A 25,743-nucleotide genomic window follows, 5' to 3' on the forward strand; every position below is an offset into this window, starting at 1 on the left:
CGCCCATGTTCCTCGCCCTCATTTCCATCGCGGACCTGCTGCTCAGCGTGCTGATGTGGATCATCATCATCCAGGTGATCCTCAGCTGGCTGTTCGTCTTCAATGTCCTCAACACCAGTTCCGGCGGGGTTCGCGCCTTCTCCCTCGCGCTCGAGAAGATTACCGCACCGATTTACCGCCCGATCCGCAAGATCCTGCCCGATTTCGGCGGCATCGACTTTTCGCCGCTGATCGTCCTGATCCTGATCCAGGTGCTCAAGAAGCTGCTGGCCGGGGTCGCGATGGAATATTCCTACGCCTGATGACCGCGCGGCGTATCGACGGCAAAGCCGCCGCGGCGGCGCTTCGAGAGCGGGTCGCGGCGGGCGTTGCCGCGTTCCGCGCCAAGGCCGGCCGCGCGCCGGGCCTCGCCACCGTCCTGGTCGGGGAGGATCCGGCGAGTGCGGTCTATATCCGCTCCAAGAATCGCGCGACCGCCGAAGCGGGGATGGAAAGTTTCCACCACCAGTTGCCCGACACGATCAGCGAGGCGGAATTGCTCGACCTCGTCGGGCGTCTCAACGCCGACCCAGCGGTCGACGGCATCCTCGTCCAGCTGCCCCTACCCGGCCACATCGATGCGTCGCGCGTGATCGAGACGATCGAACCCTCCAAGGACGTTGATGGCTTCCACGCCATGAATGCCGGACGGCTGGCAACCGGCCTGCCCGCAATGGTGCCGTGCACGCCGCTCGGTTGCCTGCAGATGCTGAAGGATGAGCTTGGCAGCCTGTCCGGCGCCAATGCCGTCGTCATCGGCCGGTCGAACATCGTCGGCAAGCCGATGGCCCAGCTGCTGCTCGGCGAAAGCGCCACGGTGACCATTGCCCACTCGCGCACCCGCGACCTGCCCGATGTCGTCCGCCGCGCGGACGTCGTCGTCGCCGCGGTCGGCCGGCCGGAGATGGTGCGCGGCGACTGGATCAAGCCGGGCGCGATCGTCATCGACGTCGGCATCAACCGCGTGCCGACCGACGACGGCAAGGGCCGCCTGGTCGGCGACGTGGCGTTTGACGAAGCGGCCGAAGTGGCCGCCGCCATCACCCCCGTGCCTGGCGGGGTCGGGCCGATGACCATCGCCATGCTGATGCGCAACACCCTGGTCGCAGCGCACCGCCGCGCAGGCCTGAACGACCCGGAGGGTCTATGATCATCACTGCTTTGTTCCTCGCCGCCGCCGCACCGACCGCGGTCGATGCCGAACGCGCCTTCGCCCGCGATGCGCAGCGCATCGGCCAGTGGACCGCGTTTCGCAAATGGGCCGACGACACCGCGGTCATGTTCGTGCCGCAGGCGGTCTGGGCACAGAATTTCCTGAAAGGCCGCAAGGATCCGCCTCGCTCGGTCGAATGGTGGCCCGACAAGAGCTGGGTGTCGTGCGACGGCCGGATCGCGGTCAACACCGGCCCGGCCTTCCAGCCCGACGGCACGCCGTACGGCCGCTTCACGACCGTGTGGCAACGCGACAAGGGGCAATGGCGCTGGGTCTATGACAATGGCGTCCCGCCCGAGCCTGGCGCATCGCGCAAACCGCTTCGGACCAAGGTCACGCGCGCCTCCTGCCGCGCCCGCGCGCCCGGCGCGCCGGTGATTGCGCCGCCGGCTTTGTCATCGAAGGCCGCGCGCTCCAACCCTGAAGACCAAGGGCGCGGCGAATCCGCCGACAAGTCGCTGGGCTGGGACTGGAAGGTCGAGAAAGACGGCGCACACCGCTTCCGCGTGTTCCTGTGGAACGGGCGCGGCTATGACCAGGCTTTGGTCAATACCGTCCCGGCACCGCCCAAAAAATGATCGAACTGTTCAGCTCGGCCCTGATCACCTTGCTGGTGATCATCGACCCGCCGGGCTGCGCGCCGATCTTCGCCTCGCTGACCAGCGAGGCCGCGGAGGCCGAACGGCGACGCATGGCAATCCGGTCGTGCATCGTTGCCTGGTGTATCTTGACCTTCTTCGCCCTGCTTGGGGAACCGCTGCTCAAGCACCTCGGCATCTCGCTTTCGGCCTTTCGGCTCGCGGGCGGCATCATGCTGTTCATGATCGCGCTCGACATGGTGTTCGAACGCCGCACCGAGCGCCGCGAGAAGCGTGCCGAGGAAATCCAGAACACGCCCGAGGTCGAGGACATCAGCGTCTTCCCGATGGCCATCCCGATGATCGCCGGGCCCGGGTCGATTGCGTCGGTCATGTTGCTCAACGCACGCGCCGAGGGCCTTACGGAATCCCTCACCGTGCTCGCGGCGATGACCCTGGTCATCCTGCTCACGCTGCTCGCCTTGCTTGCCGCCGGCCCGCTGATGCGCTTCGTCGGCGCGAAGGTGGAAGCGATGATCACCCGGATCCTGGGGGTGATCCTGGCAGCGCTTGCGACGCAGTTCGTGCTCGATGGCCTGGAACGGTCATTACCCGGTCTGGCGGGCGCCTAGTCGATCACTCGCCACATGCGGTATGGCGAACCCGCGGGCAGTTGCACCGGCTGCAGCCAGCCCGGCACCTGGCCCCGCGACAATTGGCCGTAAAAGCCCTTCGGCGTTTCCGACATGAAGATCGTCGTGGTCGAACTGTTCGGGCACGTGAGCAGATAGTCAGCCCCATATTTGCGCATGATGCGCCGCGCCTGGTCCGCATTTCCGCGAAAGGCGTTCATCACGTCGCCGATCTGTTCGCCATTGCGGTGGTACGGTCCCGTAACCGCATCGTGGTGCGTGACGTTGATCAGGCGGGGGCCAAGGTCGACGAAAGTGAACACCATCCCCTTGGGCTGCAGGCCTACCGCGCGGAGACCCCAGAGCGAATTGCACAGCCGATTGGCCTTGCCGATGGCGATCGTGCGGTTGGTTTGCGGCTTGGGCGGCAGCTGCTCCATCAAGAATGGCACGGCAGCCCCCGCGCAGATCAGGACGACGGCGGTGACCGCAAGCACGCGAACGATACCGCGGGTGGCGTTCCAGACCTTTGGCACAACCCACCACAAAAGCGCCGCGGCCCCGATCGTCGCGAGCATTTGCGCCGCCGGACCGGTCCGCGTTTGCCACATCAGCAGAAGCGCGGCGACAAGGCCGGGGGCCGAGGCCGCAAGGGTCCGCCGAAGCGCTTCGGGATCGTTGCGACGAAGCCAGACGAGCACGCCCCATCCGACGATCCCGGTGATCGGCAGCGCGACGATGAGCGGTGCGACGCGCCACCCGTGCGCCCATACCGGCCGCGCTTCGCGCACATGGCTTAGCCATAATTGCTCGACCTCCGGCGATACGCCCTCGAGCCGCTGCAGGCAGTGCGGCCACATGAACGCGTGGAAGGCGGCGATGATCAGCCCCGCGCCGACCCCGAGCGCCAGACGATGCTTCCAGTCTGAAGGGGAGATCCAGGCCAATCCGAACAGCAGGGCACTCCCCACCAAGGCATTTGCAAGCCAGACAGGCGACAAGGCGTCGCAGACGGCCTGCCAATTGGCGTTGGAGGCGAAGAGAAGGAACGCCGCTGCGGTCCCGCCGCCAAGCGCCACGGCATAAGCGCGCAGCCGCTCCGCCTCGTCCCGCTCCTGGACCCAGAAAAGCGTCATGGCGACGCCTCCGATCGCCAGATAGATCAGCAGTTCAAGGCCGATCGCCAGCGACGCTGCGGTTGCGAAACCCAGCGTCAGGCCGCCGCGGACTTTCCGCGGATCCGCGATCCCCGCGACCGCGATCGCCAGGAACGCGAGCTGCCAGCCGTGATGATCGATTCGCGTCGGTCGGAACATGCCATTGGTCGAGCCGGCGAAGAACAAGGCCAGGAAGACGAGGAGGTAAGCCCGCGGGGAGATCAGCCGGCGGGCGGTCAGTGCCAGCGCGAAGAGCATGACGAGAAAGGGCAGGAAGGGCGCAATTGCCACCGCCGCGCGTTCGGCCGTCGCGCCCCCGAGAAGCGGCTTCAGGAAGAGGATCAGGCCGGCAAGGGGAAGGTCCACCAGTCGCGACCAATGCATGTCGAGGCCCGCCGGTACATTCATCCGATACTGGCGCAGGTCGTACCAGTCCTGCCCCGCGAGCAGCCCGCGGACCTGCATCATGCGCATGTTGTCGTCGGTATCGGCGAGGTTGAAGAAGCGGATGTCGGGCCATTTCGAATAGACCGACCAGGCCGCGAAGCCGAGCCACACGATGATTACGAGCAGCTTCCAGTGGCGTTCGAGCAGGCCCACGGCGCGTTGCTCCAGTGTCTCGTCCTTGCGCTGGGCCATTTTTCGCGCATAGCCGCTCAACCGCTAAGGGCAAGCTGCCCTTTTGGAGCTTCGTGTTTCGTGTTGAGTCCGTCCACCCTGCCGCCCGAGCGCCGCGCGATGATCGGCCAGCTTGCCCGCTTCATCGTCAGCGGCGCCTTCGTCACCGCGCTCGGCGTCGGCGTCTATGCGCTGGTGGCGCTCGGCCTGCGCTGGCATCCGCAGCTGGGCAATTTCCTGGCCTATGTCGTGGCCATGGCGACGGGTTACATCATGCACAGCCGCTGGAGCTTCCGCGACCATGGCGGTGAGCGCACCGGCGGGACCAAGCTCAAGTTCGTCATCGTCTCGCTTGCCAGCCTGGCACTCAACAGCTTCTGGGTGTGGCTGCTCTACACGAAGCTGCAATGGGGGCGCGGCGCGCCGATCGTGCCGATGCTGTTCGTGACCCCGGCCGTCACCTTCACGCTCAACCGTCAGTGGGTTTTCCGCTGATGGAGCGCGTCGTCTACGAGCAGATGGCGGAGCTCGACCAGCGCCACTGGTGGTACCGGGCACGGCGGGAGGTTGTCGCCGCCCTGATCCGGCGCCTCGCGCCCCCGCCGCCAGGGGCGCGCATCCTCGAAGTGGGCTGCGGCACCGGCCATAATCTCGCAATGCTTGAACGCTTCGGTACGGTCGATGCGGTCGAGCTTGACGAAGAAGCGCGCGCCATGGCGGCCAAGCGGCTGGGGCGCGTGGTGCACGACGCGCCGTTGCCCGAGCTCAAGGGCATCTCCGAAGGTGCCTACGACCTCGTTGGCGCCTTCGATGTGATCGAACATATCGATGACGACGCGGCGGCGCTGGCGTCGATCGCGGCGCGACTGAAGCCTGGCGGGAAACTGGTCATGACGGTTCCCGCCCACCAGTGGATGTGGTCGGCGCACGATGTCGTGAACCATCACAAGCGGCGATATTCGAAATCCGCGCTGCGCCGGCTGATCGAGGGGTCGCCGCTGACGCTGGAAGCCGTCGGTTATTTCAACAGCCTTCTCTTTCCCGTCGCCGTTACCGAGCGCATGGCGTCGAAGCTGCGCGGCAAGGAAAATGCCGATCTGGCACTGCCGGCGCGACCGCTCAACCTCGCGCTCGAGCGGACCTTCGCGGCGGAACGTCACTTGATCGGGCGCGTGCCCTTGCCGCCCGGCCTGTCGCTGTTCGCGGTGGCATCGGCCAAGTAACCGAGCCGCCCCGGGCGCGGGTCGCCGCCGGCGATCTCCTGCACGATGTACAGCGGCCGCTGCTTGGCTTCATTGTACAGGCGGCCGATATATTCGCCCATCAGCGCCAGCACGAACATCTGGATCGCGCCGAGTACCACGACGATCAGCATCAGCGAGGTCCAGCCGGGAACGTTGCGCCCCGCGCTCCAGGCGTAGGCAATGTAAAGGATGAGCAGCACCGAACCGACCGACAGCGCAAGGCCGGCATGGCTGGCGAGCTTCAGCGGGGCGGAGGAGAAGCCGGTCAGCGCATCGAGCGCGAAGCGGATCATCTTGCCCAGCGGATATTTGGTCGTCCCCGCGAACCGCTCCGAACGGTCGTAGGGGAAAGGCATTTGCTTGAACCCGATCCATGCGACCATGCCGCGGATGAACCGCGCCTGCTCGGGCATCGCCAGAAGCGCGTCGAGCGCGCGCCGGCTCATCAGCCGGAAGTCGCCGGTATCGACCGGGATGTCGACGTCGGTGGCGCGGCTGAGCAGGCGGTAGAAGCCGTGCGCCGTGGCCCGCTTGAACGCGGTCTCGCCCGCGCGGCTCCGGCGCACGCCATAGACCACGTCGGCCGCTTCCGATTCCATCGTCGCGAGCATGTCCTTGAGCAGTTCCGGCGGATCCTGGAGGTCGGCATCGATGATGAAGATGCGTTGCCCGCGGCACAGGTCGAGCCCGGCGGTCAGCGCCAGTTGGTGCCCGTGGTTGCGCGAAAGGTTGACCGCGACCAGGCGCGGATCGCTTTCCGCCAGGCGCTGCATGATCGCCCAGCTGCCGTCGCGCGAACCGTCGTTGACCAGCACGATTTCATAATCCTCGCCCGCTGCATCGCGCGCCGCCCCCGTCAGCCGCTCATGCAGCGCGGGCAGGCAGGCTTCCTCGTTGAAGCAGGGAACGACGATCGACAGCCGTGGCATCAATCCAGCCGATAGAGGATCGACCGGCCATTGCGCCAGACCGGTGTCAATCCTTCGACATAGACCGGGTTGAACGGCGGCGGATCGATCATCCACAGATAATCGAACTTGTCGCGCGGGAATTGATACAAGGCCGCGTTGACGAACCAGCCGCCGCGGCCGCGGCACCAGGACGGCCGCGTGATCTGCGACGGATCGGACGCGAACTTGCCCGCGGCGCGATATTTGAGGTCGAGCAGGTTCAGGCCCTCGATCACCCATTGGTCGTTTGAAAAGCCGTGGCGGCGGACGATGACCATCGCCCCCAAATGGCTGTTGGTCGGCAGCCGCCAGCCATGTCCGCAGCTGAGTTCGTCGGTGATCCAGCCAACGCGGGCGCCCATCGGCACATGGTCAAGTGCCTCCAGCTCCGCTTTCTGGTCATTGGCGGCCAGCGCCATGCTGACCGTCGTCCCGCCGAGGCGGATCGCATAAAAGCCGAGGCCGAGGATGGCGAGCACGCGCGCCAGCGGCAGGTGCGTCGGCCCGTGGAAGCGAATCGCGAGCACTGCCGTTGCAAGCACGTAGGGCAACAGCCGCATGTCGGCGTAGGTCGACCCGAACACGGTGCGCGGCAGGATCACGAAACCGACCGTAAGGACCATCGCGGTAAACAACAGGTTGCGCGAAAAGGTCAGCCGGCGGACGGCGATCGCGGTCAGCAAGACCAGACCGACCGCCGCGACCGAGGCCAGGTCGAACCACTTCCAGCGGTCGCGCAGCGCCTGCTTGATATAGGTCCACTTATAATCCCAGTCGAACCAGCCCCGGGTCATCCCGCCATGCGCCTCGCTGCGCCAGGCAAGCATGATGAACAGGGGCAGCGCCATGACCGAGGCATGGAGCGCGGCGTTGATGCCCGATCGCCACCAGCTGCGCCCCTCGTCGTGCTGGCGCACCGCCTCCGCCGAAAAGCATAGCAGGCCGAGCATGCCCCAGCCGAACGTATGGGCGAAGAAAACCACGATCGAGATCGGCACGAACAGCATCGCGCGCAGGCGCAGCTTGCCGAGCCGGCCAAGCCGTAGCCACAAGCCGAAGGCGAGGAACGCCAATGCCACCGACAATGCGAAATTGACGAAGCCGAACATGAACGGATGGCTGTAGGCGAAGGGAAGCGCAAACAACGCGGTTGGCGGCAGGCGGTGGTGCACCTCGCGCGCGACCCACAGGAAGCCCGCGACCGTCATCGGCGGGATGGCAAGGACGATGAGCTTGACCGCGGGCTCGAGCCCGATCAGCCGCCCCAGGGGCATGACCAGCAGGTCGACGCCCAGATTGCCGATCGCTGCCCAGTGGAAGCCGTAATATTGCGACAGCCACGGCGAATTGTGGAGGTCGAGCTGCACCCGGTAGCGCCCCATGTGGCCGAACAAATCGACTAGCGGCGGGATCGGCGGGTAGAGCAAGGGGACCATCGACAGCAGGATGACGGCCGCGACGAAGGGCCGGGTCTCCCACCATGGCCGGTGGGCCCGATCCTCTCGTTCGTCGTCCAGAACCGGTCCGAGTGCCATTCGCCCCTTGCGCCTGATTGGCAGCGCCTTCGCCAGCAGCGCGTCGCTTGGCAATGGCTAATCGACGAGGGACTTTCGCATGGTTCGCATATTGTTAACGGTCGCACCGTAGATCGAAGCGCATGGGGGAGCGCATGAGCGAGCGTAGCTGGCTGGTTCCGAGCCTGGTGCTGACGGTGGCGCTGGGCACGCTTGCGCTGGCCCTGATGCCCGACTGGTCGGGCGTCCTTCCAGCCCTTGGCCTGCTGCCGTTATGGCTGTTCGCAAGCGCTGCGCTGGCCAGCGTCACCGCCTTCGTCACCATGCTGATGCGCGGCGTGAAGAGCCCGATCGGTCACATCATCCACACCGTCCGCACCGATTGGCGCGGGCTGGCAATGATCGGCGGCGGCATCGCCATCGCCGGGCTGAACATGGTCGCCTTCATGTGGGCCAAGCCGCTGCTCAACCATTACGTGCCGTTCTGGGCGGACCCCCTGCTGGCCGGATTCGACCGGCTGCTGTTCCTGGGGCATGATCCGTGGAGATTGCTCGGCTGGCTGAACGGCTTCGGCACGGCGCTCTTCTATCACCGCGGCTGGTTCGCAATGATGATCGTCACGCTGCTGGTGGTGTTCTGCCAGCCGGCGTCGGCGCGCAAATCGGCGGTGCTCATCACCTATTTCCTGCTGTGGTCGGTGCTTGGTCCCGTGATCCACATCCTGCTGCCCGCGGCGGGACCGGTGTTCTACCAGAAACTGGGCTACGGCAGCGACTTCGCCGGCATCCAGGTGCCGGCCGAAATGGTGCAGATGTCCGACTATCTGTGGCGTACCTACGCCGGCGCTGGCTTCGGTCCGGGCAGCGGGATTTCGGCCATGCCCTCGATGCACATTGCGACCACGGCGTGGATGGTCATCGCCATCTACGCCCTCGCGCGGCGCTGGACCTGGGCGATGGCGGCGCCGGGCTTCGTCATCTTCCTGCTCTCGATCAGCCTTGGCTGGCATTATGCCGCCGACGGCGTCGTGGGTGCGCTGGCCGCACTCGGCTGCTACCGTCTTGCGCTCGCTTATTACGAAGGACGCTTGAAGCTGCCGCTGCTGCCGGCCCAGCCAGCCGCGCCGGCGGCCGCCGACTAAACCTTCATTCAAGCGCAATACAGGTTTCCGTCCATAGGCTCCCTTCGAAATGATCGAGGAGGGTCGGATCATGAAGTCACTTGCAATGATCGCTGCAAGCGTCGTCGCATTGTCCTTTGCGCCCGCGGCGGCGCAGCCCGTGCAGCCGATGAATCCCGCGCCAGCGCGCATGGCCGCGCCGCAAAGCCGCGCGCAGGTGGTCGAGAATATCCGCGCAACCTTCGCTCGCCTCGATGCCGACCGCGACGGCGCCCTGACCAGAGCCGAGGCGCAGGCCGGCCGTGCGATGCGCGGACAGCGGATGCGCGGCAACGCCCAGCGCAATCGCGGGCAGGCGCGCACCGCCGCCTTCGACCGCTTCGACACCAATCGCGACGGCGCCATCTCGCGCGCCGAGTGGGACGCGATGACCGCGCTGCGTCAGCAGCGCCGCGCCGCGATGGGCGGCCAGGCCCGCGGTCCGCGCATGGCCCGCATGGGCGGCCTTGGCGGACGCATGTTCGACACCGCGGACGTCGACCGCGATGGTCGCGTGACGCTGGCCGAGGCGCAGAATGCCGCACTGCAGCGCTTCGACCGCACCGACATCAACCGCGACGGTCAGGTCACGCGCGAAGAGCGGCGCCTGATGCGCCAGCAAATGCGCGCGCAGCGCCGCGGCTAGCGCAACCGAGGCCCGGCTTCACTGCCGGGCCTTTTCATTTGGCCGCGGCAATCTCGCGGTACCGCCCCTCGGCCTCGAACATGTAGTCGCGGGTGATCGGCAGCGCATTGCGGTCGCGCACATATTGTACCTGGTAATTGCACGCCGCCCCGGTCTCGAACATCACCACGCCGCCCGACAGATAATATTCCCACATGCGGAAGAAGCGTGCGTCGTACATCGCTTCGATCTCCGCCCGCGCCGCGGTCGCGCGGGCCAGCCAGTGGCGCAACGTGTAGCCGTAATGGCGTCGCAAATTCTCGACATCTGCGGAGATCAGCCGCGCCCGCGCGCTCGCCTCCGCCATCTGCGCCAGCGACGGCAAATGGTAGCCGGGGAAGATATATTTGTCGGTGAACGGGTCCGGCCCCTTCGACGGGTTGCCGAGCTTTCCGATGGTGTGCACCAGCATCACGCCATCGGGGTTCAGCAGATCGCGGCACTTGGCGAAAAATTCGTCATAATGTTTCAGCCCGACATGTTCGAACATGCCGACCGACACGATGCGGTCGAAGGTTTTGTCGAGCTGGCGGTAGTCGATCAGCTCGAACTTCACCCGGTCGGCGACGCCCGCCGCCGCCGCGCGTTCGCGCGCGATCTTGAGCTGATGTTCGGACAAGGTGACACCAAGCACGTCGACGTCCGCGACCTTGTGCAGATAGAGCGCCATTCCGCCCCAGCCGCTGCCGATGTCGAGCACGCGCAGCCCGGGCCGGAGCGCGAGCTTGGCGGCGATGTGCGCCTTCTTGTGGGCCTGCGCCTGTTCCAGGCTGTTGGCGGGGTCGGTGAAGTAAGCGCAGCTATATTGCTTGTCGTCGTCGAGGAAGAGTTCGTAGAGCTCGTCCTTAAGGTCGTAATGATGCGCGACGTTGCGCCGCGCGCGCCCGAAGTCGTTCGGCTTTAGCCAGCGCAGGAACTTGCCCTTGCTTTTGCGCTTGTTGAGCGCCTTGCGCCCCGCCCCGCCGTCCTCCCAGCGATTGGCGCCGACGATCATCTCCATGAGGTCGAGAATCGTCCCGTCCTCGATTGTCAGACGACCGTCCATATAGGCTTCGCCAAGGCCAAGCCGCGGGTTGCGCACGATGTCGAACGCGACCTTGCGGTCGGTCAATGCGATCGTGAAATGCTTTCCGCCCGTGGGCCCGAATGTCTGCGCCGGCCGGCCGGGCATCTTGATCGTCAGGCTGCCGGATTTGAGCAGCTTGCCCAGTAACGTGTCGAGAAGCACGCTTCCTCCGCAAAAATTGGCGCTCAACGATGGCTTCGCTTTAACCCGAACGCAATCATTCCGGACTAGCCGTTTACCAAGTTGGGGAAGAAAGCGGCGCGGTCCATGAAGTTGATCATCCAGATCCCGTGCTTCAACGAGGCGGAAAGCCTTCCGGCGACACTCGCCGCCCTGCCGCGTACCCTGCCGGGGATCGACGCAATCGAGCTTTTGATCATCGACGACGGAAGCCGCGACGACACGTCCGGCGTGGCGCGCCGCTGGGGCGTTCATCACGTTGTTCGGCATCGTACCAATCGTGGTCTGGCAGCTGCCTTCCGCAGCGGATTGCAGCGCGCGCTTGACCTGGGCGCGGACATCATCGTCAACACCGATGCCGACAATCAGTATGAAGGCGCAGACATCGCCCAGCTGGTGGCGCCGATCGTTGCCGGCCAGGCCGACGTCGTCATCGGCGACCGCAGGGTTCGCGACAACGCGCACTTCGGCCGGGTCAAGCGGCTGCTCCAGCGCCTTGGAAGCGCCGTCGTCCGCCGCTTGTCGGGAACGCAGGTCACCGACGCCGTCAGCGGCTTTCGCGCCATCACGCGGTCGGCCGCGCAGCGGATCAACATCACGTCCGACTTTTCCTACACGACCGAAATGCTGATCCAGGCCGGCCGTAAGCGGATGGCCGTGGTTTCGGTGCCCATCCGCACCAACGGCGCGGTGCGCCCGTCGCGGCTGTTCAGTTCGATTCCGCAATTCATCATGAATACCGGCGTCACGCTGGTTCGCGCCTACATGATGTACAATCCGCTGCGCGTATTCGCGTCGATCGGCCTTGCCGCATTCCTCATCGGCCTGGCCCCCATGCTGCGCTTCGCCTTCTTCTATTTCACCGGCGACGGTGCGGGCCATGTCCAGTCGCTGGTCATTGGCGGCGTCCTGATGATCGTCGGGGTCATCGCCGCCATGCTGGGCGCGCTGGCCGATCTGATCGGCCGCAACCGTCAGCTGATCGAACAGATGCTGGAGCGCGTCCGTGCGCTGGAATCGGCGGTGGCAGCGCGGGAAGATCCGGCTGTGGCGCCCGCAATCAAGCAACGGCGCGCAGGCTGATCGACCAATGTCGTTGAGCTTGACGATCGGTGCGCGCGCACCTGGGCACCCGCGCCACGCGCACCTGTTCGACCAGATCGGTGCGCGGCAGGCGTGGATCGCGGCCGCATGTGCCGTCGTGTGCCTGCTTCTTCAGGCGCGCATGATTTTCCTGCAGCCCATCCATTGGGACGAATATCGCTTCCTTGCCGACATCCACGCCTTCCAGCGCGGGGAATTGTCGAGCGCCTTCCTGACATTCCAGGTGCATTTGTTCGGGTGGCTGACACGCTTCCCGAACGAGATGGACCAGATTCACGTCGCGCGCGGCGTGATGCTTGCGTTGGAAAGCGGGACGGTGGTCTTCATCTGGCTTATCGCCCGGCGCTTCTTCGACGCGACCGCGGCCGCCTTCGCTGCGACCGCTTATTTGTCCTTCAGCTACGTCTTCCTGCACGGCGCAAGCTTCCGGTTCGATCCGATCGCCATCTTCCTGGTGATGTTCGCGACGTGGCTGCTGATCTGCCGGCCGCTCCGCCTGGTCACGATTTCCGCAGTCGCGCTGGCCGTCGCCATTGCCACCATGGTCACGGTGAAAGTCGCACTTGCCGCGCCGTTGCTCGTCGCCGCGGGTGTCTACCGCATCATGGAGGCGGAGCGGCGCGTGCCGACACTCCTCGCCTTGGCCGGCGGTGCCGCGCTTTCCGCACTGTTCCTGGCGCTGCTCTACGCGTGGCACGCAAGTACGCTCGCCGCGCCGACCGTGAGCGCGACCCAGCAGCAATTGGGGTCGAGCTACGACAAGACCTTAAGCGACTGGCGGCCGTTCTGGACGCACCGCTACTTCATTCGTGCCGTGCTCGAAAACCCGGTCTACTGGGTAATGCTCGCGGCCGGAATTTTCGCGATCGGGCGGCGCCTTCGCGACCAGCCGGTCCGGTCGCTGATGCTGCTGGCCTTCATGCTGCCGTTCCTGACGCTAACTTTCTACCGCAACGCCTTCCCCTATTTTTACGCCTTCATCCTGGCGCCTGCGGCGATCACTGTCGCAGGTGCGGCAACTTTGTCGTGGCTGCGGCCCTTCCTGTGGCTGGTCACGACCGGCTGGACGATCGTCGCCGCACTGATGATGATGCGCATCAACCCGGCGACCGCGGCCGACCAGGCGGCGGCGACAAACCTCGTCCACCGCTTGTTTCCAAGTCCCGTTCCCTATCTCGACCGCAGCTCGATGATCCCGACCTTTCCGCAGGCTGGAATGTTCATGAGCAGCTGGGAGATGGAGAATTATCGTGACGGCAAGCGCCCAACGATCCGGACGTTGCTCGCAACGCGCCAGCCGGTTTTCATCATCGCCAACAGCCCGATCATTTCCGAGGGCTTCGGGATTGCGCCCAGTGCAACGCCGCGCATCCTTTTCCATCCCGAAGACCGTGCGGCACTGCAGTCGCAATATGTGCATTACACGGGGCCGATCTGGATCGCCGGAAAGCGGATTGCAGCCTCCCCGCGGCCGGTCGTCGCGGACTTCCAAGTCGCGGGAACCTATGTGCTGAACAGCCGTGTTCCCGTCCAGATCGATGGTCGCACCGTGGCGCCCCACGCGGCCGTGACGATTGGTCAGGGCCGGCATCGCATTGTTTCGCCGCAGGGCGCGCAGGGGATTCTTCTGCGGTGGGGCGCGGGGCTTCCGCAGGCCGCGCAATCCGCGCCGCGCGAACTCGTCTTCGACAATCTGTAGCGCGGCGTGACGAGGTGAACGCGCCCTTCCCCGCCATCGACGCCGCCGCTGCGCAGCGGCCGCTGCGCCGGGTCATGGCATGGGGCACGGCCGACCGCGACAAGCCGCGCAACCGCATCCTCCTCGATGCGCTGCGCGACGCCGACTTCGAACTTCAGGAAGTGCATGCCGACGTTTGGGCGGGCGTCGCCGACAAAAGCCGGCTGGGGCGCGCTGCGCGCCTGGCCCGCTATCTCCGGCTCGTCCTCGTCTATCCGAAACTGCTGATCCAGTTCCTGCTCGCGCCGCGGCCGGATGCGCTGGTGGTCGGCTATCCCGCGCAGCTCGACGTGTCGATGCTGTGGCCGGCGGCAAAGCTGCGCCGCGTCCCGATCCTGATGGATCTGTTCATCTCGATCTACGACACGACCGTCCACGATCGCGCGCTGACGCGACCGGGGTCGCTCAAGGCGCGGCTGCTTTGGGGCATGGAATGGCTCGCGTGCCGCGCGGCGGACCGAGTGATCATCGATACCGCGGCCCATGCGCGCTACGTCGAAGAATTGTTCGACCTGCCGGCGGGGTCGGTCGGCCACGTCGCCGTCGGGGCGGAGATTGCGAAGTTCGAACGCCTGCCGCGCCGAGCCAAGGCAGGCCGGCCGCGGCTGTTGTTCTACGGCCAGCTGATCCCCCTGCACGGGATCGAAACCATCCTCGCCGCCGCTTGCTCGGACCGGGGGCAGGCTTTCGATTGGACCATCATCGGCGACGGGCAGGATGCGTCAAAGGTGGCCGCCGCGCTTGGCCCGTCCGGCCCCCGTCACGTGCATTGGATCAAGTGGGTGCCATATGCCGAACTGCCGCACTGGATCGCGCAGTCCGATATTTGCCTCGGCATCTTCGGCACGTCGCGCAAGGCCGCGTCGGTGGTGCCCAACAAGGTCTTCCAATGCCTGGCGAGCGGCCGCCATGTCGTCACCCGCGCATCGCTCGCGCTTGCCGAGCTTCCGGCCGACGCGGGCCTGACGATGGTTGAGCCGGGCTCACCGGATCGCCTGCTCGACGGCATCGAAGCCGCACTGGCCGCCGGGTGCCCTGAGCCCTCTTCGCATCTCGTTAACCACTTTTCGGCAGACAGGCTGGGGTCGCAAATGATCCGCTACCTCGAAGGACTGCAGTGAGCACGGTCACGTATCATCCGCATTTCGGGCCGGCGATGCCGTCGCTGAACTGGACGCCCGCGCCACGCTACGTCCTGCGTCGTGATCGCATTTTGCGGCATCTGCGACGGATCGGCCCGTGCCGCATTCTCGACATCGGCTGCGGCCCGGGTGCGCTGGTCTCGGAACTGCGCCGCGCGGGATACGATGCGCATGGCGTCGATCGATCGGCCAAGGCCATCGCGCTTGGCCGCCATCTCCAGCAGCAGGCGCCGGGGATGGAATTGCGGGCCGAGATTGATGAATCGTGGCAGGGCAAGTTCGACGTCGTCATGTCGTTCGAAGTGATCGAGCATCTGGCGGAAGATGTCCGGGAAATGCGCAATTGGCGCCGTTTCCTGCGACCCGGCGGACAATTGATTGTGTCCACGCCGGCGCATCAGCGTCGCTGGAACGCGGCCGACGAATGGGCCGGGCATGTGCGCCGTTATGAGCGCGACGAGCTGATCCGTGCGGTGGAAAGCGCCGGCTTTAACGTCGTCCTTGTCGAGACCTACGGGTTTCCCCTGGCGAACCTCATGGAGCGCTTGTGCGCGCCGGGTTATCGCAAGCGCTTGGCTGAAAAGGCCAGGATGGGCCTGGATACCGCCGCGCTGACCGACGACAGTGGATCGGACCGTTCGGCGCACGCGCGCTTCTGGCCATTCTACGCCAGCCTGCCGGGCACGCTTGCAATGCGTGTCCTGTGCCAGGTGCAACGCCTGTTCGTGAAGACGCAGCTCGGTCCGGGCTTCATCCTTATCGCGCGACGACGCGAAGGATGACGCGCTGGGCAGCGTGGGCGGGCAGCCTGGCAGCAATCCTCGCCATGGCCCTCGTCATCTACCTCTTCGGCGGCGACCTCCGTGCGGCAGCGACGTGGAATCGCGCCGTCGCCGCAGGCTTCGCCACTTCGGTCGCGCTTTACGTCGCGGCGATGCTGGTTGCGGCATCGGTGTGGAAAATCATCCTCGACACGTTTGGATCGGCGCAATCTTGGCCGGCGGCGGGTCGTCAGGTGCTGATCTCACAGATCGGCAAATATGTGCCCGGCGGCGTCGCCCAATTCCTCGGACGCGCCGCAATGACGATGAAGGCAGGCGTCCCGGCCAGGACGGTCGGCTTCGCACTCATCGCCGAAACCTTCGTCACGTTGGTCGGCGGGGCGTGCGCCGTGGCGGTCGCCATTGCGTTCGACCCAGGCCTGCTGACCCGGGTCGAAACCATCCTTCCGCAGGATCAGGCATGGAGCCGCGTTGCCGTGACCCTGTGCGCGGTTGTGCTGGCGCTGGTGACATGGCTCGTCGTGGCCAAGCGCGTGCGCGCCGACTTGCTGCCGAAGATCCGCCTTGAACATCTCGCCGCCTTGATCGCCATGCACGTCGTCGCGTTCCTGCTTCTCGGCGCCTCCCTGCATTTCATTGCGACGGCCGTATCGCAAGCCAGCGTGTCGCTGTCGCTGTCGGTCGCCATATTCGCCGCGGCCTGGGTGGTCGGCTTTGCCGTTCCCGGCGCGCCGGGCGGCCTGGGTGTGCGCGATTCGGTGATCGTCCTTGGACTGGCCCCGTTCGTGGGTGGCGGCCCGGCGCTGTCGGCTGCCTTGATGCATCGCGCGGCAAGCGTGCTGGGCGATGTGATCTCGCTGGGCGTAGGTGTCTGCCTGCCCAAATCGCCCCAAGTGCCCGCTGACCCTTTGAGCGAGCGCAAAAGTCTCAAAAGCGCCTAGGCGGTCTCCCGGGACTTCCGTTTCCGTTCCGCCGAGGTCTTGAGCTGGCCGCAGGCGGCGTCGATGTCGCGGCCGCGCGGCGTCCGGACCGGGGCGGAAATGCCCGCTTCGAACACGATGTTGCTGAAGGATCGGATGCGCTCGTCGGTCGAGCACTCGTAGCCCGCACCCGGCCACGGGTTGAACGGGATCAGGTTGACCTTGGCCGGGAGCCGATACTGGCGGATCAGCCGCACCAGCTCGCGTGCGTCGGCGTCGCTGTCGTTCTTGTCCTTGAGCATCACATATTCGAACGTGATGCGCCGCGCATTGTTGGCGCCGGGGTAAGCCGCGCACGCCTCGAGCAACTGGTCGATGCCGTACTTGCGATTGAGCGGCACGATCTCGTCGCGAACGTCCTTGGTCACCGCATGGAGCGAAACGGCAAGGTTGACGCCGATCTCCTCGCCCGCGCGGGCCATCATCGGCACCACGCCCGAGGTCGACAGCGTGATGCGGCGCTTGCTCAGGCCCAGTCCGTCGCCGTCCATGACGATCTTCAGCGCGTCGCGGACATTGTCGAAATTGTACAGCGGCTCGCCCATGCCCATCATGACGATGTTGGTCAGCATCCGCCCTTCGGGCTGGCTCGGCCATTCGCCCAGCGCATCGCGGGCGAGCATCACCTGGCCGACGATCTCTTGCGGCTCGAGGTTGCGCACCAGCGCCATCGTCCCGGTGTGGCAGAAGCGGCAATTGAGCGTGCACCCGACCTGGCTCGACACGCACAATGTGCCGCGGTCGGCATCGGGAATGAACACCATTTCGAATTCGTGGCCGTCGTGCGTCTTGAGCAGCCACTTGCGCGTGCCGTCGGTCGAAACCTGCGCCTCGACCACTTCAGGGCGCGAAATGGCGAAGCGCGCGGCGAACCACGGGCGCTGCGCCTTGGCGATGTCGCTCATCGCGTTGAAGTCACCGACCCCGCGATTGTAGATCCAGTGCCAGATCTGCTTGGCGCGCAGCTTGGCCTGGCGCGGCTCGAGCCCGGCCGTTTCAAGCTCTTCACGAATACGTTCGCGCGGCAAGCCGACAAGCTCGATCCGGCCGTCGGCACGCGCGGATGCGCCGCGCGGCACGGGCACAGGATCGACGGCGCCCGGAATGGGCATCAGGTTGGTGTCGGCGCTCATGGTGAGGCGGCCTATCTAGTGCGAATGCGGTGAAATTTCTAGCGGCGCCGGTAGATGAAGTCGAACGAGGTCGACCAGCTCTTGCCCTCGTCCTTGGACAGCTCGCCATGCTGGCGCACGGTGCCGTCGGGGTTCGCCGATATTGTCATGCGCGTGACGCCCGCCGGCGTGCGTTGTGACAGAATGACGGCGCCTTTTCGCCAGGGTCCGGTCAATGTCGCCGCGCGGCCGCCATTATCGACGTAAAATTGGCGCCATTCCTTGTCGGCCGGGACGTAGGAACTGATCGACCGGCCATGATAGTCGATGGCCGTGCCTCCCGGACCGACGGTTTGATGATAGGTTTCGCTGATTGCGCACCCGACGACTTTCTCGATCTTGCTTTTGGCAAGAAGAGTGGTCGATCCCGCGGGGAAAACGTCCCAGTCGCCGATCCAGAAATCGAGCGCGCTATGATCGGCGTCAGCGCAATTCACCGGTGGCGGCGCGGCGGGAGGACTCGTCTGCGCCGCAGCCAGCATCAGCAGTGCCATCACGTTCATGAGGTTACCCCTTCCTCGCGCAGCGCGCGGCCGCTGCATCGATCGCCGTCGGTGCCCCAGCAAGCAAGTAGCGGTCGACGAAGCGGCGGCCCGCGGCGTCGCGCGCATCGATCCGCATCCCGCTAGCGCCCCGCGCTGCCTCGATCATCGCCTGCTCCTGCAGCGGTCCCCTGCTCCACGCCCAGCCGCCGCGGGCGACCAGCAGGAATTGTTGCGTGCCCACGGTTAGCATCACGCTGGAACCCGGTCGCGGCGCCCGGCTCAGCCGCGCGTGAAACTCGCCCCAGCGCCGCCGGTCGACCGAAAAGGCAAACCCCGCGATCGCCTGCATCTTGCCCTTGGCGGCAATGCGCAATGCGCGCGCCCGCGCCTCGCACACCCCGCCCCGGTCGATCGCCGCCCAGGTCGGGTTGGCGTGGATCACGGTACCGGACGCGTGAGCAGCGCTGGCGCACGCCGCTACCGCTGTCAGTGCAAGCGCGGGCTGGCTAAACCCCACCAAGCAGGACGTCCAAGGCGTCAATGATATCAAAATGATGATCCCGCAGCGATGTTACGACCTCGCCAAGCTCTTTCTGCGCAACAGCGCCGGCGAGGTGCGTTGCCATCACATATTGCTGGCCTTCGATGATAAAGAGCGGATGTAGTCGGCGCGTCTCCGCTTGCCGGCCGCTGTGGGCGATCAGCGGCACAACGAAGCGCGTCGGCAAACTGTCGAGCAGGTCGGCTTGGCAGTCCAAAACAAGCCCGGCCTCATCTCGTAGCCGTCGTGCATCGAATTGAGCCAACGCGTCTGCGACCTAGAAAAGACGATACTTGGCGAGGGGGAGTCCATTTTCCTCGACATAGTTGTTCCACCACTGAAGCGCCGCCCGATTTTCCTCGAGCCAGGCTTCGCCGCGCGCAATCTTTACCGCCTTCTCCAGCCCCTCCGACGAGGCCTGCGAGATATTGACGCCAAGCTCGCGCGCTTCAGCGACTAGCGCGGCATCGAGCGAAACGTTGGTCGGCACGCTCTTTCTGCGACCACGCGGAGCTTTTTGAATGCGAGCATGATTCATGCGCATAATTTATGCGCAGTGTATGACCCATGTGGCAAGCCTTGGCGGAGCGGAAAATCATCCATTCTTGCGGGATGGCTAGCAGTGTGCCACTTTTCCCTCGCTCGGTTTTGCGTTTGATTCGCCCGCAGGGGAGGCATGTCATGTACCGAGCGTTCCGCCACATCACGCTGCGCTCATCCGCTAACTAGCGGCGCCTCCCATGTTCCTTGCCGAACTGCTCAGCCGCGCCGCGGCCGAGCTGGCCTTGTTCGCGGGTGTCGGGTTCCTGCTGTTCGCGCTCAACGACCTGCTTGTCGACCTGATCTACTTTGCCCGGCGCGGCTGGCGCGCGCTGACCGTGTACAGCCGCTATCCGCGTGCCTTCGCCAGCGAGATCAAGCCCGCGCCGGAGCCCGGCCTGATCGCCGTCTTCATTCCCGCGTGGGACGAATCGGCGGTCATCGCCGACATGCTGCGGGCGACGTTGCAGCGCTTCGACTACGCGAACTACATCCTCTTCGTCGGTCATTACCGCAACGATCCGGCGACCGCCGCGGCGATCGCCAGCGTCGCCGACCCGCGCATCCATGCGGTGCAGATTGGCCATTCCGGCCCGACAACCAAGGCCGATTGCCTCAATCACCTCTACGACGCCCTGATCGCGCATGAGATTGCGATCGGCCGCACCGCCAAGGCGGTGGTGCTGCACGATGCCGAGGATGTCGTTCACCCGCTCGAGCTCCGGCTGTTCGACCGCCTGATCGACCGCGCGGCGGTCATCCAGCTGCCCGTGCTGCCTTTGGTCGATCGCGGGTCGCGCTGGATCAGCGGCCATTATTGCGACGAGTTTGCCGAGGCGCATATCAAGGAGCTGGTCGTGCGCGAAGCCGTTGGCGCGGCGGTCCCGCTGGCCGGCGTCGGCTGCGCGATCGCGCGCAAACCGCTGGCCGAACTTGCTGCGCGCCAGGAGGGCAAGCCGTTCGCCGGCGCCAGCATGACCGAGGATTACGAACTTGGGCTCCGGCTCGGGGCGCGCGGCTTCAAGACGATGTTCGTCCGTATCCCAGCGCAAGCCGGCGACCGGGGCGTCGTCGCAAGTCGCGGGCATTTTCCGGCCACGCTTGGCGCCGCCGTACGGCAGAAGGCCCGTTGGCTAGGCGGAATTGCGCTTTCCGGCTGGGACCGGCTGGGCTGGAGCGGGAGCTGGGGCGAACGCTGGATGCGGATGCGTGACCGGCGCGGGCCGATTGCCGCTTTGCTGCTGGTCGCGGCCTATCTGGCAGCGCTCCTCTGGTCGCAATTGTGGCTTGCCGAGGCACTGGGCGCGCCCGTCCAGGCGCGGCTCGACCCGGCGCTGACGGTGCTGTTGACGATCAACGCCTGGCTTCTCGCCTGGCGGATCCTGATGCGCGCGGCCTTCACGACCTCGGCCTACGGGCTGGCCGAAGGGTTGATGTCCATCCCGCGCCTGGTCATCGGCAACGTCATCGCCATGCTCGCCGCCGCGCGGGCCATATCCCAGCATATGAGCGGGGGACCGCGCCGCTGGGACAAGACGCGGCACATCTTCCCGGTGGAGTTAGCGCAATGAGCCCGTCCCTGCGCTTCCTCGCACTGGCGCTGGTCGGTTGGGGCGTGTTGCGTGCCGCAACGCTCGACAAATTGCCGGGGCGCGAACTGTTCGCGGTGCAGCCGAGCGAAGCGCGCGTGCCGCCCATCGTCCCAACCCAGTTCGCGCCGATCGAACCAATCGCGCCGCAGCAGGCGGAGAGCGCGGGAATGATGCCGGGCTATCCCTATGTCTACGGCGCCATGCCGCAATCCTATCCCGTGGTCATCCGCCCGATGATCATGCCCGCGCAATACCCCGGCACATCGCTTCCGGCCCAGCCGTCCGCGCCGACCGCCGAACCGCTGTTCTACGGCCCGATCCCCGGCCTCGACGACTGGACGCTTCCACAGATGGCGCAAGCCTCGCGTCCGGCGCGGCGATCCGCCGGCATCCCGCCGACCCAAAGCGTGCCGGCCGTGCCTGCCAAGCCCGCGCTCGACCGGCTCCAGCTGACTGCCTGGGCGCTGATGCGCGGCCAGCAGGGCCAACCGCTCGGTCCCAGCTCGCTCGCCAACGGCGGGCAGCTCGGCGGAGGCCAGGCCGGGGCGCGGCTATCGATCCACGCCACGCGGCAGATTGCCGGCGTGCTGCGCACCAGCACCGACGTCGGGCGGCGCGGCGGCGAAGTGGCCGCGGGGCTGCGCGTGCAGCCGGTCAGCGGGCTCCCCGTCTGGATCACTGCCGAGCGGCGCCAGCGCATCGGCCGCGCCGGCACCGGACGCAACGCCTTCGCCCTCTTTGCCGAAGCCGGCCTGTATCAGAGCCCGCTGCCGTGGGGCTTTGCGCTCGACGCTTATCTGCAGGGCGGCGTGGTCGGGGTGCGCAGCCGCGATGCCTTTGCCGATGGCGCACTGGCGATTTCGCGGCCAGTGTTCGGCCGTTTCAGCGCCGGCGCGGGCGCGTGGGGCGGGGTGCAGCCCGGCCTCTACCGCCTCGACGCCGGGCCGCGCGTCAGCATGAAGGTGCGCGACAATGTGCGCATCCACCTCGACTGGCGCCAGCGCGTCGCCGGCAACGCCGCTCCCGGCTCCGGCCCGGCGGTCACCCTGGCAGGCAATTTCTGAGCCGAGCGGCGAGCGCGGGATTTAGACAGCACGCATTAGCCCCCGGCGCGCGCAAGCTTGGCCCGCGGCGCCTTTTGCGGCTAGTCCTGCTGGCCAGCCGATGGACATTTACCTTCCGATCGCCGGTCAGTCGGTCAACGCGCTCTTCATCGTCGCGCTCGGCTTTCTGGTGGGCATCCTTTCTGGCATGTTCGGCGTAGGCGGCGGCTTCCTGACGACGCCGCTGCTGATCTTCTACGGCATCCCGCCATCCGTCGCCGTCGCATCGGCAGCGACGCAGATTACCGGCGCAAGCGTGTCGGGCGTGATGGTCCATGCGCGCAAGAGCGGCGTCGATCTCCACATGGGCCTGGTGATGATCGTGGGCGGGCTCGTCGGCTCGCTTGCCGGTGCAGCCATCTTCCGCGCGCTTCAGGCCAGCGGGCAGATCGACGTGGTGATCGGCGCCCTCTACGTCCTGATCCTCGGCGGCATCGGCGCGCTGATGTTGCGCGATGCGCTGGTTGGCCTCGGCTATGTCAAGGCCAGCGCCAGTGCCAGTCCGCCGCGGCACAATCGCTGGGTGGCGTCCCTGCCCCTGCGCTGGCGCTTCTACGCGTCCGGGCTTTACATCTCTCCGCTGGCGCCCCTCGCGCTGGGCTTCGTCGCCGGCATCCTCACCATGCTGCTCGGAATCGGCGGCGGCTTCATCCTCGTGCCCGCGATGATCTATCTGCTCGGCATGGCCGCGCGCGTCGTCGTCGGCACCAGCCTGGTGATGATCCTCGCGATCAGCGCGGCGACCACGATGATCCACGCGCTGACGACGCAGGCGGTCGACATCGTCCTTGCCGGCCTGTTGCTCATCGGCGGCGTGATCGGCGCGCAATATGGCGCGCTGTTCACCACGCGCATCAAGCCAGACCTGCTGCGTCTGGCGCTGGGCTTCATCATCCTCGTCGTCGCGCTGCGCATGGCACTTGGCCTCGCCTGGCAACCCGACGAAATCTACTCGATCGAATATCTGTGAACGCGCGCCTCCGGCTTGCCCTGATATCGCTGCTGACGCCGCTGCTGATGGCGCAGGCCAAGCCCGTCCTGGTCCCCGACATCTCCGCGCGGGAAGTGCAGATTCGCTACAGCTTCACGGGCGCCCAGCTGCTTCTGTTCGGGGCGATCATCTATCCCGGCGGGCGCCCGCCCGAAGAGCCGGCCGACATCGTCGTCGTGCTGCGCGGGCCGGTGCAGCCCATCCTCATCCGCGAAAAGCAGAAGATCGCCGGCATCTGGATGAATGCCGACTCGGCCCGCTTCCGGTCGGCGCCCTCCTTTTACGCGGTCGCCTCGTCGCGCCCGATTGCGGAACTGGTCGATGAGCGCACGGCCGCCATCTACGAAATGGGCGTCGGCAATCTCCAATTGTCGCCCGGCGGCGGCAATTTGCCCGAAAAGGAACGCCGCTTCGAAGCCGGCCTCCTCGACCTGCGCAAGCGCCAGGCGCTCTATTCGGAGAATCCGCGCGGGGTCGAGATCACCGATCGCGTTCTCTACCGCGCCACCATCCGCATTCCCAGCCAGGTCCCGGTTGGGACCTACACGGCCGAAACCTTCCTGATCGACGGCAAGGACGTGATTGCGGTTGCGACGCGCGACATCCAGATCAACAAGTTCGGCTTCGAACGCTTTGTCGCGGCAGCTGCCGAACGCCACGGTTTGCTCTATGGCTTGGCGGCAGTTGTCCTGTCGCTTTTCCTTGGCTGGACGGCCGCAGCCGCCTTCCGGCGCCGCATCTAGCAGAACGCGTTCCTAAGCCAATCTTAACCGCTTCCGCCTAAATGCTTTTCGCACCACCGGTGGAGTAGGCTTAAGATGAACGATCAACCCAATCTGCGGCAGTTCGTGGATCAGATCAGCAGCTTCAGCGAGGAGGAGACGCCGTCTGCGCCCGCCGCGAAGCCCGCGCAGAAGCTGTCGCCCATCGGGAGGGTGGTGGAAATTGCCGGCTCCGGCTCGCAAGTCCGTCTCGACGGCGCAGCGCTGACCGCGACGCAGGCCAATCCGGACGCGTCGGTCGCCATGTCGGGTCAGGTCGGCAGCCAGGTCAAGATGATCGTCGGCGCAAACTGGCTGATCGCCAACGTGCGCACGATGCGCGAGGGCGATGAGGGCGAAATCGTCGCGCAGATCGATTTCCTGGGTGAAGGTACCAAGGATTCGAGCGGCCGCATCAGCAACTTTCGCCGCGGCGTGACGCGTTATCCGATACCCGGATCGGAAGTGCATCCCGTGTCGACCGAAGACTTGCGCGCGGTGTTTGCAGCAAGCGACGAGCCGCATATCGAAATTGGCACCGTCTATCCGACCGAGGATATTCGCGGCGCTCTCTACGTCGATCCGATGCTGTCGAAGCATTTCGCCATCCTGGGATCGACCGGTACCGGCAAATCGACCTCGGTCGCGCTCATCCTTCACCGCATTTCCCAGTTGTCGCCCGAAGGTCACATCGTGATGATCGACCCGCACGGCGAATATTCTGCGGCGTTCAAGGGCTGCGGGGAAATCTTCAACGCGGACAACCTGCAGTTGCCCTATTGGCTGATGAACTTCGAAGAGCATTGCGAAGTCCTGCTGACCACCGATGGGGCGGAGCGGCAGCGCGATGCCGACATCCTGGCGAAATGCCTGCTGGCGGCGCGAATGAAGGGCAAGGCCGCCGAAACGCTCGGCAAGGTCACTGTCGACAGCCCGATCCCCTACCTGCTCGCGGATCTCAACACGATCCTCGTCAATGAGATGGGCAAGCTCGACCGGGCCGGCGACACGCTGCCGTACCAGCGGCTCAAGACCAAGCTCGACGAGCTGAAGTCCGACCCGCGCTACACCTTCATGTTCTCGGGCATGCTGGTCAGCGATTCGATGGGCAGCTTCATCGCCAAGCTGTTCCGCCTGCCCAGCCACGGCAAGCCGATCTCCATCGTCGACGTGTCCGGCGTTCCGTCCGAAGTCACCTCGGTCGTGGTCTCGGTGCTGGCGCGCATGGTGTTCGACTATGCCATCTGGTCGCGGACCGAAGCGCAGCGCCCGCTGCTGCTGGTCTGCGAGGAAGCGCACCGCTACGTTCCCAAGGATGAGAATGCGAATGGCCAGGCCGTGCGCAAGATCCTCGAGCGGATCGCCAAGGAAGGCCGTAAGTACGGCGTCTCGCTCGGCCTCATCACGCAGCGTCCGTCGGATTTGGCCGAAGGCGTGCTGTCGCAGTGCGGTACGATCATCTCCATGCGCCTCAACAACGACCGCGACCAGGCCTGCGTCCGAGCGGCGATGCCGGAAGGCGCGCGCGGGTTCCTCGATGCCATTCCTGCGCTGCGCAATCGCGAATGCATCGTCTGCGGTGAAGGTGTCGCCATTCCGATTCGCGTGCGTTTCGACGACCTCGAGCCGGAGAAGCGTCCGGCCTCGTCCGACCCGAGCTTCGCTCGGCTGTGGTGTGAAACCGGCGACGAAGCCGGTATCATCCAACGCACCATCAAGCGCTGGCGCGGCCACGGCCGTTAAGGCCCGCCGCTGCCTCGGCGCGCGGTCGCTCAG

27 protein-coding genes are annotated in these 25,743 nt (G+C 65.9%); 18 read left to right on the top strand and 9 right to left on the bottom strand.

The window, feature by feature from the left end; translation table 11 throughout:
• Positions 1–5 precede the first annotated feature (5 nt).
• The 4 genes from H9L13_RS00915 to H9L13_RS00930 are packed head-to-tail and all read left to right on the top strand — an operon-like array spanning position 6 to position 2,462.
• Entirely contained in the window at positions 6–302 is a 297-nt protein-coding gene (locus tag H9L13_RS00915; RefSeq protein WP_187538219.1) for a YggT family protein, read from the top strand.
• Complete coding sequence (folD, locus tag H9L13_RS00920; RefSeq protein WP_187538221.1) at positions 302–1,189, top strand: bifunctional methylenetetrahydrofolate dehydrogenase/methenyltetrahydrofolate cyclohydrolase FolD; 888 nt, start codon at positions 302–304, stop codon at positions 1,187–1,189. Before H9L13_RS00915 ends, folD begins: the two co-directional genes overlap by 1 nt.
• Positions 1,186–1,830 (top strand): hypothetical protein, encoded by a 645-nt coding sequence (locus H9L13_RS00925; RefSeq protein WP_187538223.1) that lies wholly within the window; start codon positions 1,186–1,188, stop codon positions 1,828–1,830. Before folD ends, H9L13_RS00925 begins: the two co-directional genes overlap by 4 nt.
• The gene (locus tag H9L13_RS00930) at positions 1,827–2,462 is read left to right on the top strand and encodes a MarC family protein (protein ID WP_187538225.1); all 636 of its coding nucleotides are present in this window, start codon (positions 1,827–1,829) and stop codon (positions 2,460–2,462) included. The genes H9L13_RS00925 and H9L13_RS00930 overlap by 4 nt, the downstream gene beginning before the upstream one ends.
• Here H9L13_RS00930 and H9L13_RS00935 read toward each other — a convergent pair.
• Positions 2,459–4,258, bottom strand: a complete 1,800-nt coding sequence (locus H9L13_RS00935) for an AcrB/AcrD/AcrF family protein (RefSeq protein WP_187538227.1) — start codon at positions 4,256–4,258, stop codon at positions 2,459–2,461. The genes H9L13_RS00930 and H9L13_RS00935 overlap by 4 nt on opposite strands.
• Positions 4,259–4,318: 60 nt before the next feature.
• Between H9L13_RS00935 and H9L13_RS00940 the strand changes: the two genes are divergently transcribed.
• Entirely contained in the window at positions 4,319–4,732 is a 414-nt protein-coding gene (locus H9L13_RS00940; protein WP_235091037.1) for a GtrA family protein, read from the top strand.
• On the top strand, positions 4,732–5,460 hold the full coding sequence (locus tag H9L13_RS00945; RefSeq protein ID WP_187538229.1) for a class I SAM-dependent methyltransferase: 729 nt from the start codon (positions 4,732–4,734) through the stop codon (positions 5,458–5,460). Before H9L13_RS00940 ends, H9L13_RS00945 begins: the two co-directional genes overlap by 1 nt.
• Here the strand turns inward: H9L13_RS00945 and H9L13_RS00950 are convergent.
• Entirely contained in the window at positions 5,394–6,410 is a 1,017-nt protein-coding gene (locus H9L13_RS00950) for a glycosyltransferase family 2 protein (protein WP_187538231.1), read from the bottom strand. The genes H9L13_RS00945 and H9L13_RS00950 overlap by 67 nt on opposite strands.
• Positions 6,410–7,966, bottom strand: a complete 1,557-nt coding sequence (locus H9L13_RS00955; RefSeq protein WP_187538233.1) for a hypothetical protein — start codon at positions 7,964–7,966, stop codon at positions 6,410–6,412. The genes H9L13_RS00950 and H9L13_RS00955 overlap by 1 nt, the downstream gene beginning before the upstream one ends.
• A 134-nt stretch (positions 7,967–8,100) precedes the next feature.
• Between H9L13_RS00955 and H9L13_RS00960 the strand changes: the two genes are divergently transcribed.
• Positions 8,101–9,087 (top strand): phosphatase PAP2 family protein, encoded by a 987-nt coding sequence (locus H9L13_RS00960; protein ID WP_187538235.1) that lies wholly within the window; start codon positions 8,101–8,103, stop codon positions 9,085–9,087.
• A gap of 70 nt (positions 9,088–9,157) precedes the next feature.
• Entirely contained in the window at positions 9,158–9,751 is a 594-nt protein-coding gene (locus tag H9L13_RS00965; RefSeq protein WP_187538237.1) for an EF-hand domain-containing protein, read from the top strand.
• Between the two features lie 34 nt (positions 9,752–9,785).
• Here the strand turns inward: H9L13_RS00965 and H9L13_RS00970 are convergent, their stop codons facing one another.
• On the bottom strand, positions 9,786–10,961 hold the full coding sequence (locus H9L13_RS00970; protein WP_187540013.1) for an SAM-dependent methyltransferase: 1,176 nt from the start codon (positions 10,959–10,961) through the stop codon (positions 9,786–9,788).
• Between the two features lie 162 nt (positions 10,962–11,123).
• Here H9L13_RS00970 and H9L13_RS00975 point away from each other — a divergent pair, with 162 nt between their 5' ends.
• From H9L13_RS00975 to H9L13_RS00995, 5 genes are read left to right on the top strand one after another with little or no spacing between them, the layout of a single operon-like run.
• A complete protein-coding gene (locus H9L13_RS00975) occupies positions 11,124–12,119 on the top strand; it encodes a glycosyltransferase family 2 protein (RefSeq protein ID WP_187538238.1) in 996 nt (331 codons plus the stop codon).
• 7 nt (positions 12,120–12,126) lie between these two features.
• Positions 12,127–13,839 carry a hypothetical protein gene (locus H9L13_RS00980; RefSeq protein WP_187538240.1) on the top strand — a complete coding sequence of 571 codons (1,713 nt, stop codon included), beginning with the start codon at positions 12,127–12,129 and terminating at the stop codon, positions 13,837–13,839.
• Between the two features lie 14 nt (positions 13,840–13,853).
• The gene (locus H9L13_RS00985) at positions 13,854–14,999 is read left to right on the top strand and encodes a glycosyltransferase (RefSeq protein ID WP_187538242.1); all 1,146 of its coding nucleotides are present in this window, start codon (positions 13,854–13,856) and stop codon (positions 14,997–14,999) included.
• The gene (locus H9L13_RS00990; RefSeq protein ID WP_187538244.1) at positions 14,996–15,802 is read left to right on the top strand and encodes a class I SAM-dependent methyltransferase; all 807 of its coding nucleotides are present in this window, start codon (positions 14,996–14,998) and stop codon (positions 15,800–15,802) included. Before H9L13_RS00985 ends, H9L13_RS00990 begins: the two co-directional genes overlap by 4 nt.
• Positions 15,799–16,743: a lysylphosphatidylglycerol synthase domain-containing protein gene (locus H9L13_RS00995; protein ID WP_187538246.1), complete on the top strand. Its 945-nt coding sequence runs from the start codon at positions 15,799–15,801 to the stop codon at positions 16,741–16,743. The genes H9L13_RS00990 and H9L13_RS00995 overlap by 4 nt, the downstream gene beginning before the upstream one ends.
• Here H9L13_RS00995 and rlmN read toward each other — a convergent pair.
• Genes rlmN through H9L13_RS01020 form a run of 5 tightly spaced genes read right to left on the bottom strand, consistent with a single transcriptional unit; the run spans position 16,740 to position 19,470 of the window.
• The gene (gene rlmN, locus H9L13_RS01000; RefSeq protein ID WP_235091038.1) at positions 16,740–17,915 is read right to left on the bottom strand and encodes a dual-specificity RNA methyltransferase RlmN; all 1,176 of its coding nucleotides are present in this window, start codon (positions 17,913–17,915) and stop codon (positions 16,740–16,742) included. The genes H9L13_RS00995 and rlmN overlap by 4 nt on opposite strands.
• A gap of 38 nt (positions 17,916–17,953) precedes the next feature.
• The gene (locus H9L13_RS01005; protein WP_187538248.1) at positions 17,954–18,457 is read right to left on the bottom strand and encodes a hypothetical protein; all 504 of its coding nucleotides are present in this window, start codon (positions 18,455–18,457) and stop codon (positions 17,954–17,956) included.
• 4 nt (positions 18,458–18,461) lie between these two features.
• The gene (locus H9L13_RS01010; RefSeq protein WP_187538250.1) at positions 18,462–18,959 is read right to left on the bottom strand and encodes a hypothetical protein; all 498 of its coding nucleotides are present in this window, start codon (positions 18,957–18,959) and stop codon (positions 18,462–18,464) included.
• On the bottom strand, positions 18,946–19,245 hold the full coding sequence (locus H9L13_RS01015; protein WP_187538251.1) for a CcdB family protein: 300 nt from the start codon (positions 19,243–19,245) through the stop codon (positions 18,946–18,948). The genes H9L13_RS01010 and H9L13_RS01015 overlap by 14 nt, the downstream gene beginning before the upstream one ends.
• A gap of 12 nt (positions 19,246–19,257) precedes the next feature.
• On the bottom strand, positions 19,258–19,470 hold the full coding sequence (locus H9L13_RS01020) for a type II toxin-antitoxin system CcdA family antitoxin (protein WP_244954817.1): 213 nt from the start codon (positions 19,468–19,470) through the stop codon (positions 19,258–19,260).
• A gap of 250 nt (positions 19,471–19,720) precedes the next feature.
• Here H9L13_RS01020 and H9L13_RS01025 point away from each other — a divergent pair, with 250 nt between their 5' ends.
• The 5 genes from H9L13_RS01025 (at position 19,721) to H9L13_RS01045 (ending at position 25,710) form a co-directional block, all read left to right on the top strand.
• Complete coding sequence (locus tag H9L13_RS01025) at positions 19,721–21,091, top strand: glycosyl transferase family protein (protein ID WP_187538253.1); 1,371 nt, start codon at positions 19,721–19,723, stop codon at positions 21,089–21,091.
• The gene (locus H9L13_RS01030; protein WP_187538255.1) at positions 21,088–22,176 is read left to right on the top strand and encodes a hypothetical protein; all 1,089 of its coding nucleotides are present in this window, start codon (positions 21,088–21,090) and stop codon (positions 22,174–22,176) included. The genes H9L13_RS01025 and H9L13_RS01030 overlap by 4 nt, the downstream gene beginning before the upstream one ends.
• A gap of 100 nt (positions 22,177–22,276) precedes the next feature.
• Positions 22,277–23,185: a sulfite exporter TauE/SafE family protein gene (locus tag H9L13_RS01035; protein WP_187538257.1), complete on the top strand. Its 909-nt coding sequence runs from the start codon at positions 22,277–22,279 to the stop codon at positions 23,183–23,185.
• 47 nt (positions 23,186–23,232) lie between these two features.
• On the top strand, positions 23,233–23,949 hold the full coding sequence (locus H9L13_RS01040) for a TIGR02186 family protein (protein WP_187540022.1): 717 nt from the start codon (positions 23,233–23,235) through the stop codon (positions 23,947–23,949).
• Positions 23,950–24,024: 75 nt separating this feature from the next.
• The gene (locus H9L13_RS01045; protein ID WP_187538259.1) at positions 24,025–25,710 is read left to right on the top strand and encodes an ATP-binding protein; all 1,686 of its coding nucleotides are present in this window, start codon (positions 24,025–24,027) and stop codon (positions 25,708–25,710) included.
• Positions 25,711–25,743: the final 33 nt, after the last annotated feature.

The sequence above is a fragment of the Sphingomonas lutea genome (genome assembly GCF_014396785.1).
Classification (GTDB): domain Bacteria; phylum Pseudomonadota; class Alphaproteobacteria; order Sphingomonadales; family Sphingomonadaceae; genus Sphingomicrobium; species Sphingomicrobium luteum.

What these genes read in the sequence shown, in the direction of transcription:
- H9L13_RS00935 (WP_187538227.1), bottom strand. Translation starts at nt 4,258, where the DNA reads ATGGCCCAGCGCAAGGACGAGACACTGGAGCAACGCGCCGTGGGCCTG.
- H9L13_RS00950 (WP_187538231.1), bottom strand. Translation starts at nt 6,410, where the DNA reads ATGCCACGGCTGTCGATCGTCGTTCCCTGCTTCAACGAGGAAGCCTGC.
- H9L13_RS00930 (WP_187538225.1), top strand. Translation starts at nt 1,827, where the DNA reads ATGATCGAACTGTTCAGCTCGGCCCTGATCACCTTGCTGGTGATCATC.
- H9L13_RS01040 (WP_187540022.1), top strand. Translation starts at nt 23,233, where the DNA reads ATGGCGCAGGCCAAGCCCGTCCTGGTCCCCGACATCTCCGCGCGGGAA.
- H9L13_RS01035 (WP_187538257.1), top strand. Translation starts at nt 22,277, where the DNA reads ATGGACATTTACCTTCCGATCGCCGGTCAGTCGGTCAACGCGCTCTTC.
- H9L13_RS00980 (WP_187538240.1), top strand. Translation starts at nt 12,127, where the DNA reads ATGTCGTTGAGCTTGACGATCGGTGCGCGCGCACCTGGGCACCCGCGC.
- H9L13_RS00955 (WP_187538233.1), bottom strand. Translation starts at nt 7,966, where the DNA reads ATGGCACTCGGACCGGTTCTGGACGACGAACGAGAGGATCGGGCCCAC.
- H9L13_RS00975 (WP_187538238.1), top strand. Translation starts at nt 11,124, where the DNA reads ATGAAGTTGATCATCCAGATCCCGTGCTTCAACGAGGCGGAAAGCCTT.
- H9L13_RS01025 (WP_187538253.1), top strand. Translation starts at nt 19,721, where the DNA reads ATGTTCCTTGCCGAACTGCTCAGCCGCGCCGCGGCCGAGCTGGCCTTG.
- H9L13_RS00960 (WP_187538235.1), top strand. Translation starts at nt 8,101, where the DNA reads ATGAGCGAGCGTAGCTGGCTGGTTCCGAGCCTGGTGCTGACGGTGGCG.
- H9L13_RS01045 (WP_187538259.1), top strand. Translation starts at nt 24,025, where the DNA reads ATGAACGATCAACCCAATCTGCGGCAGTTCGTGGATCAGATCAGCAGC.
- folD (WP_187538221.1), top strand. Translation starts at nt 302, where the DNA reads ATGACCGCGCGGCGTATCGACGGCAAAGCCGCCGCGGCGGCGCTTCGA.
- rlmN (WP_235091038.1), bottom strand. Translation starts at nt 17,915, where the DNA reads ATGAGCGCCGACACCAACCTGATGCCCATTCCGGGCGCCGTCGATCCT.
- H9L13_RS00915 (WP_187538219.1), top strand. Translation starts at nt 6, where the DNA reads ATGTTCCTCGCCCTCATTTCCATCGCGGACCTGCTGCTCAGCGTGCTG.
- H9L13_RS00995 (WP_187538246.1), top strand. Translation starts at nt 15,799, where the DNA reads ATGACGCGCTGGGCAGCGTGGGCGGGCAGCCTGGCAGCAATCCTCGCC.
- H9L13_RS01030 (WP_187538255.1), top strand. Translation starts at nt 21,088, where the DNA reads ATGAGCCCGTCCCTGCGCTTCCTCGCACTGGCGCTGGTCGGTTGGGGC.
- H9L13_RS00925 (WP_187538223.1), top strand. Translation starts at nt 1,186, where the DNA reads ATGATCATCACTGCTTTGTTCCTCGCCGCCGCCGCACCGACCGCGGTC.
- H9L13_RS01005 (WP_187538248.1), bottom strand. Translation starts at nt 18,457, where the DNA reads ATGAACGTGATGGCACTGCTGATGCTGGCTGCGGCGCAGACGAGTCCT.
- H9L13_RS00945 (WP_187538229.1), top strand. Translation starts at nt 4,732, where the DNA reads ATGGAGCGCGTCGTCTACGAGCAGATGGCGGAGCTCGACCAGCGCCAC.
- H9L13_RS00970 (WP_187540013.1), bottom strand. Translation starts at nt 10,961, where the DNA reads ATGCCCGGCCGGCCGGCGCAGACATTCGGGCCCACGGGCGGAAAGCAT.
- H9L13_RS00965 (WP_187538237.1), top strand. Translation starts at nt 9,158, where the DNA reads ATGAAGTCACTTGCAATGATCGCTGCAAGCGTCGTCGCATTGTCCTTT.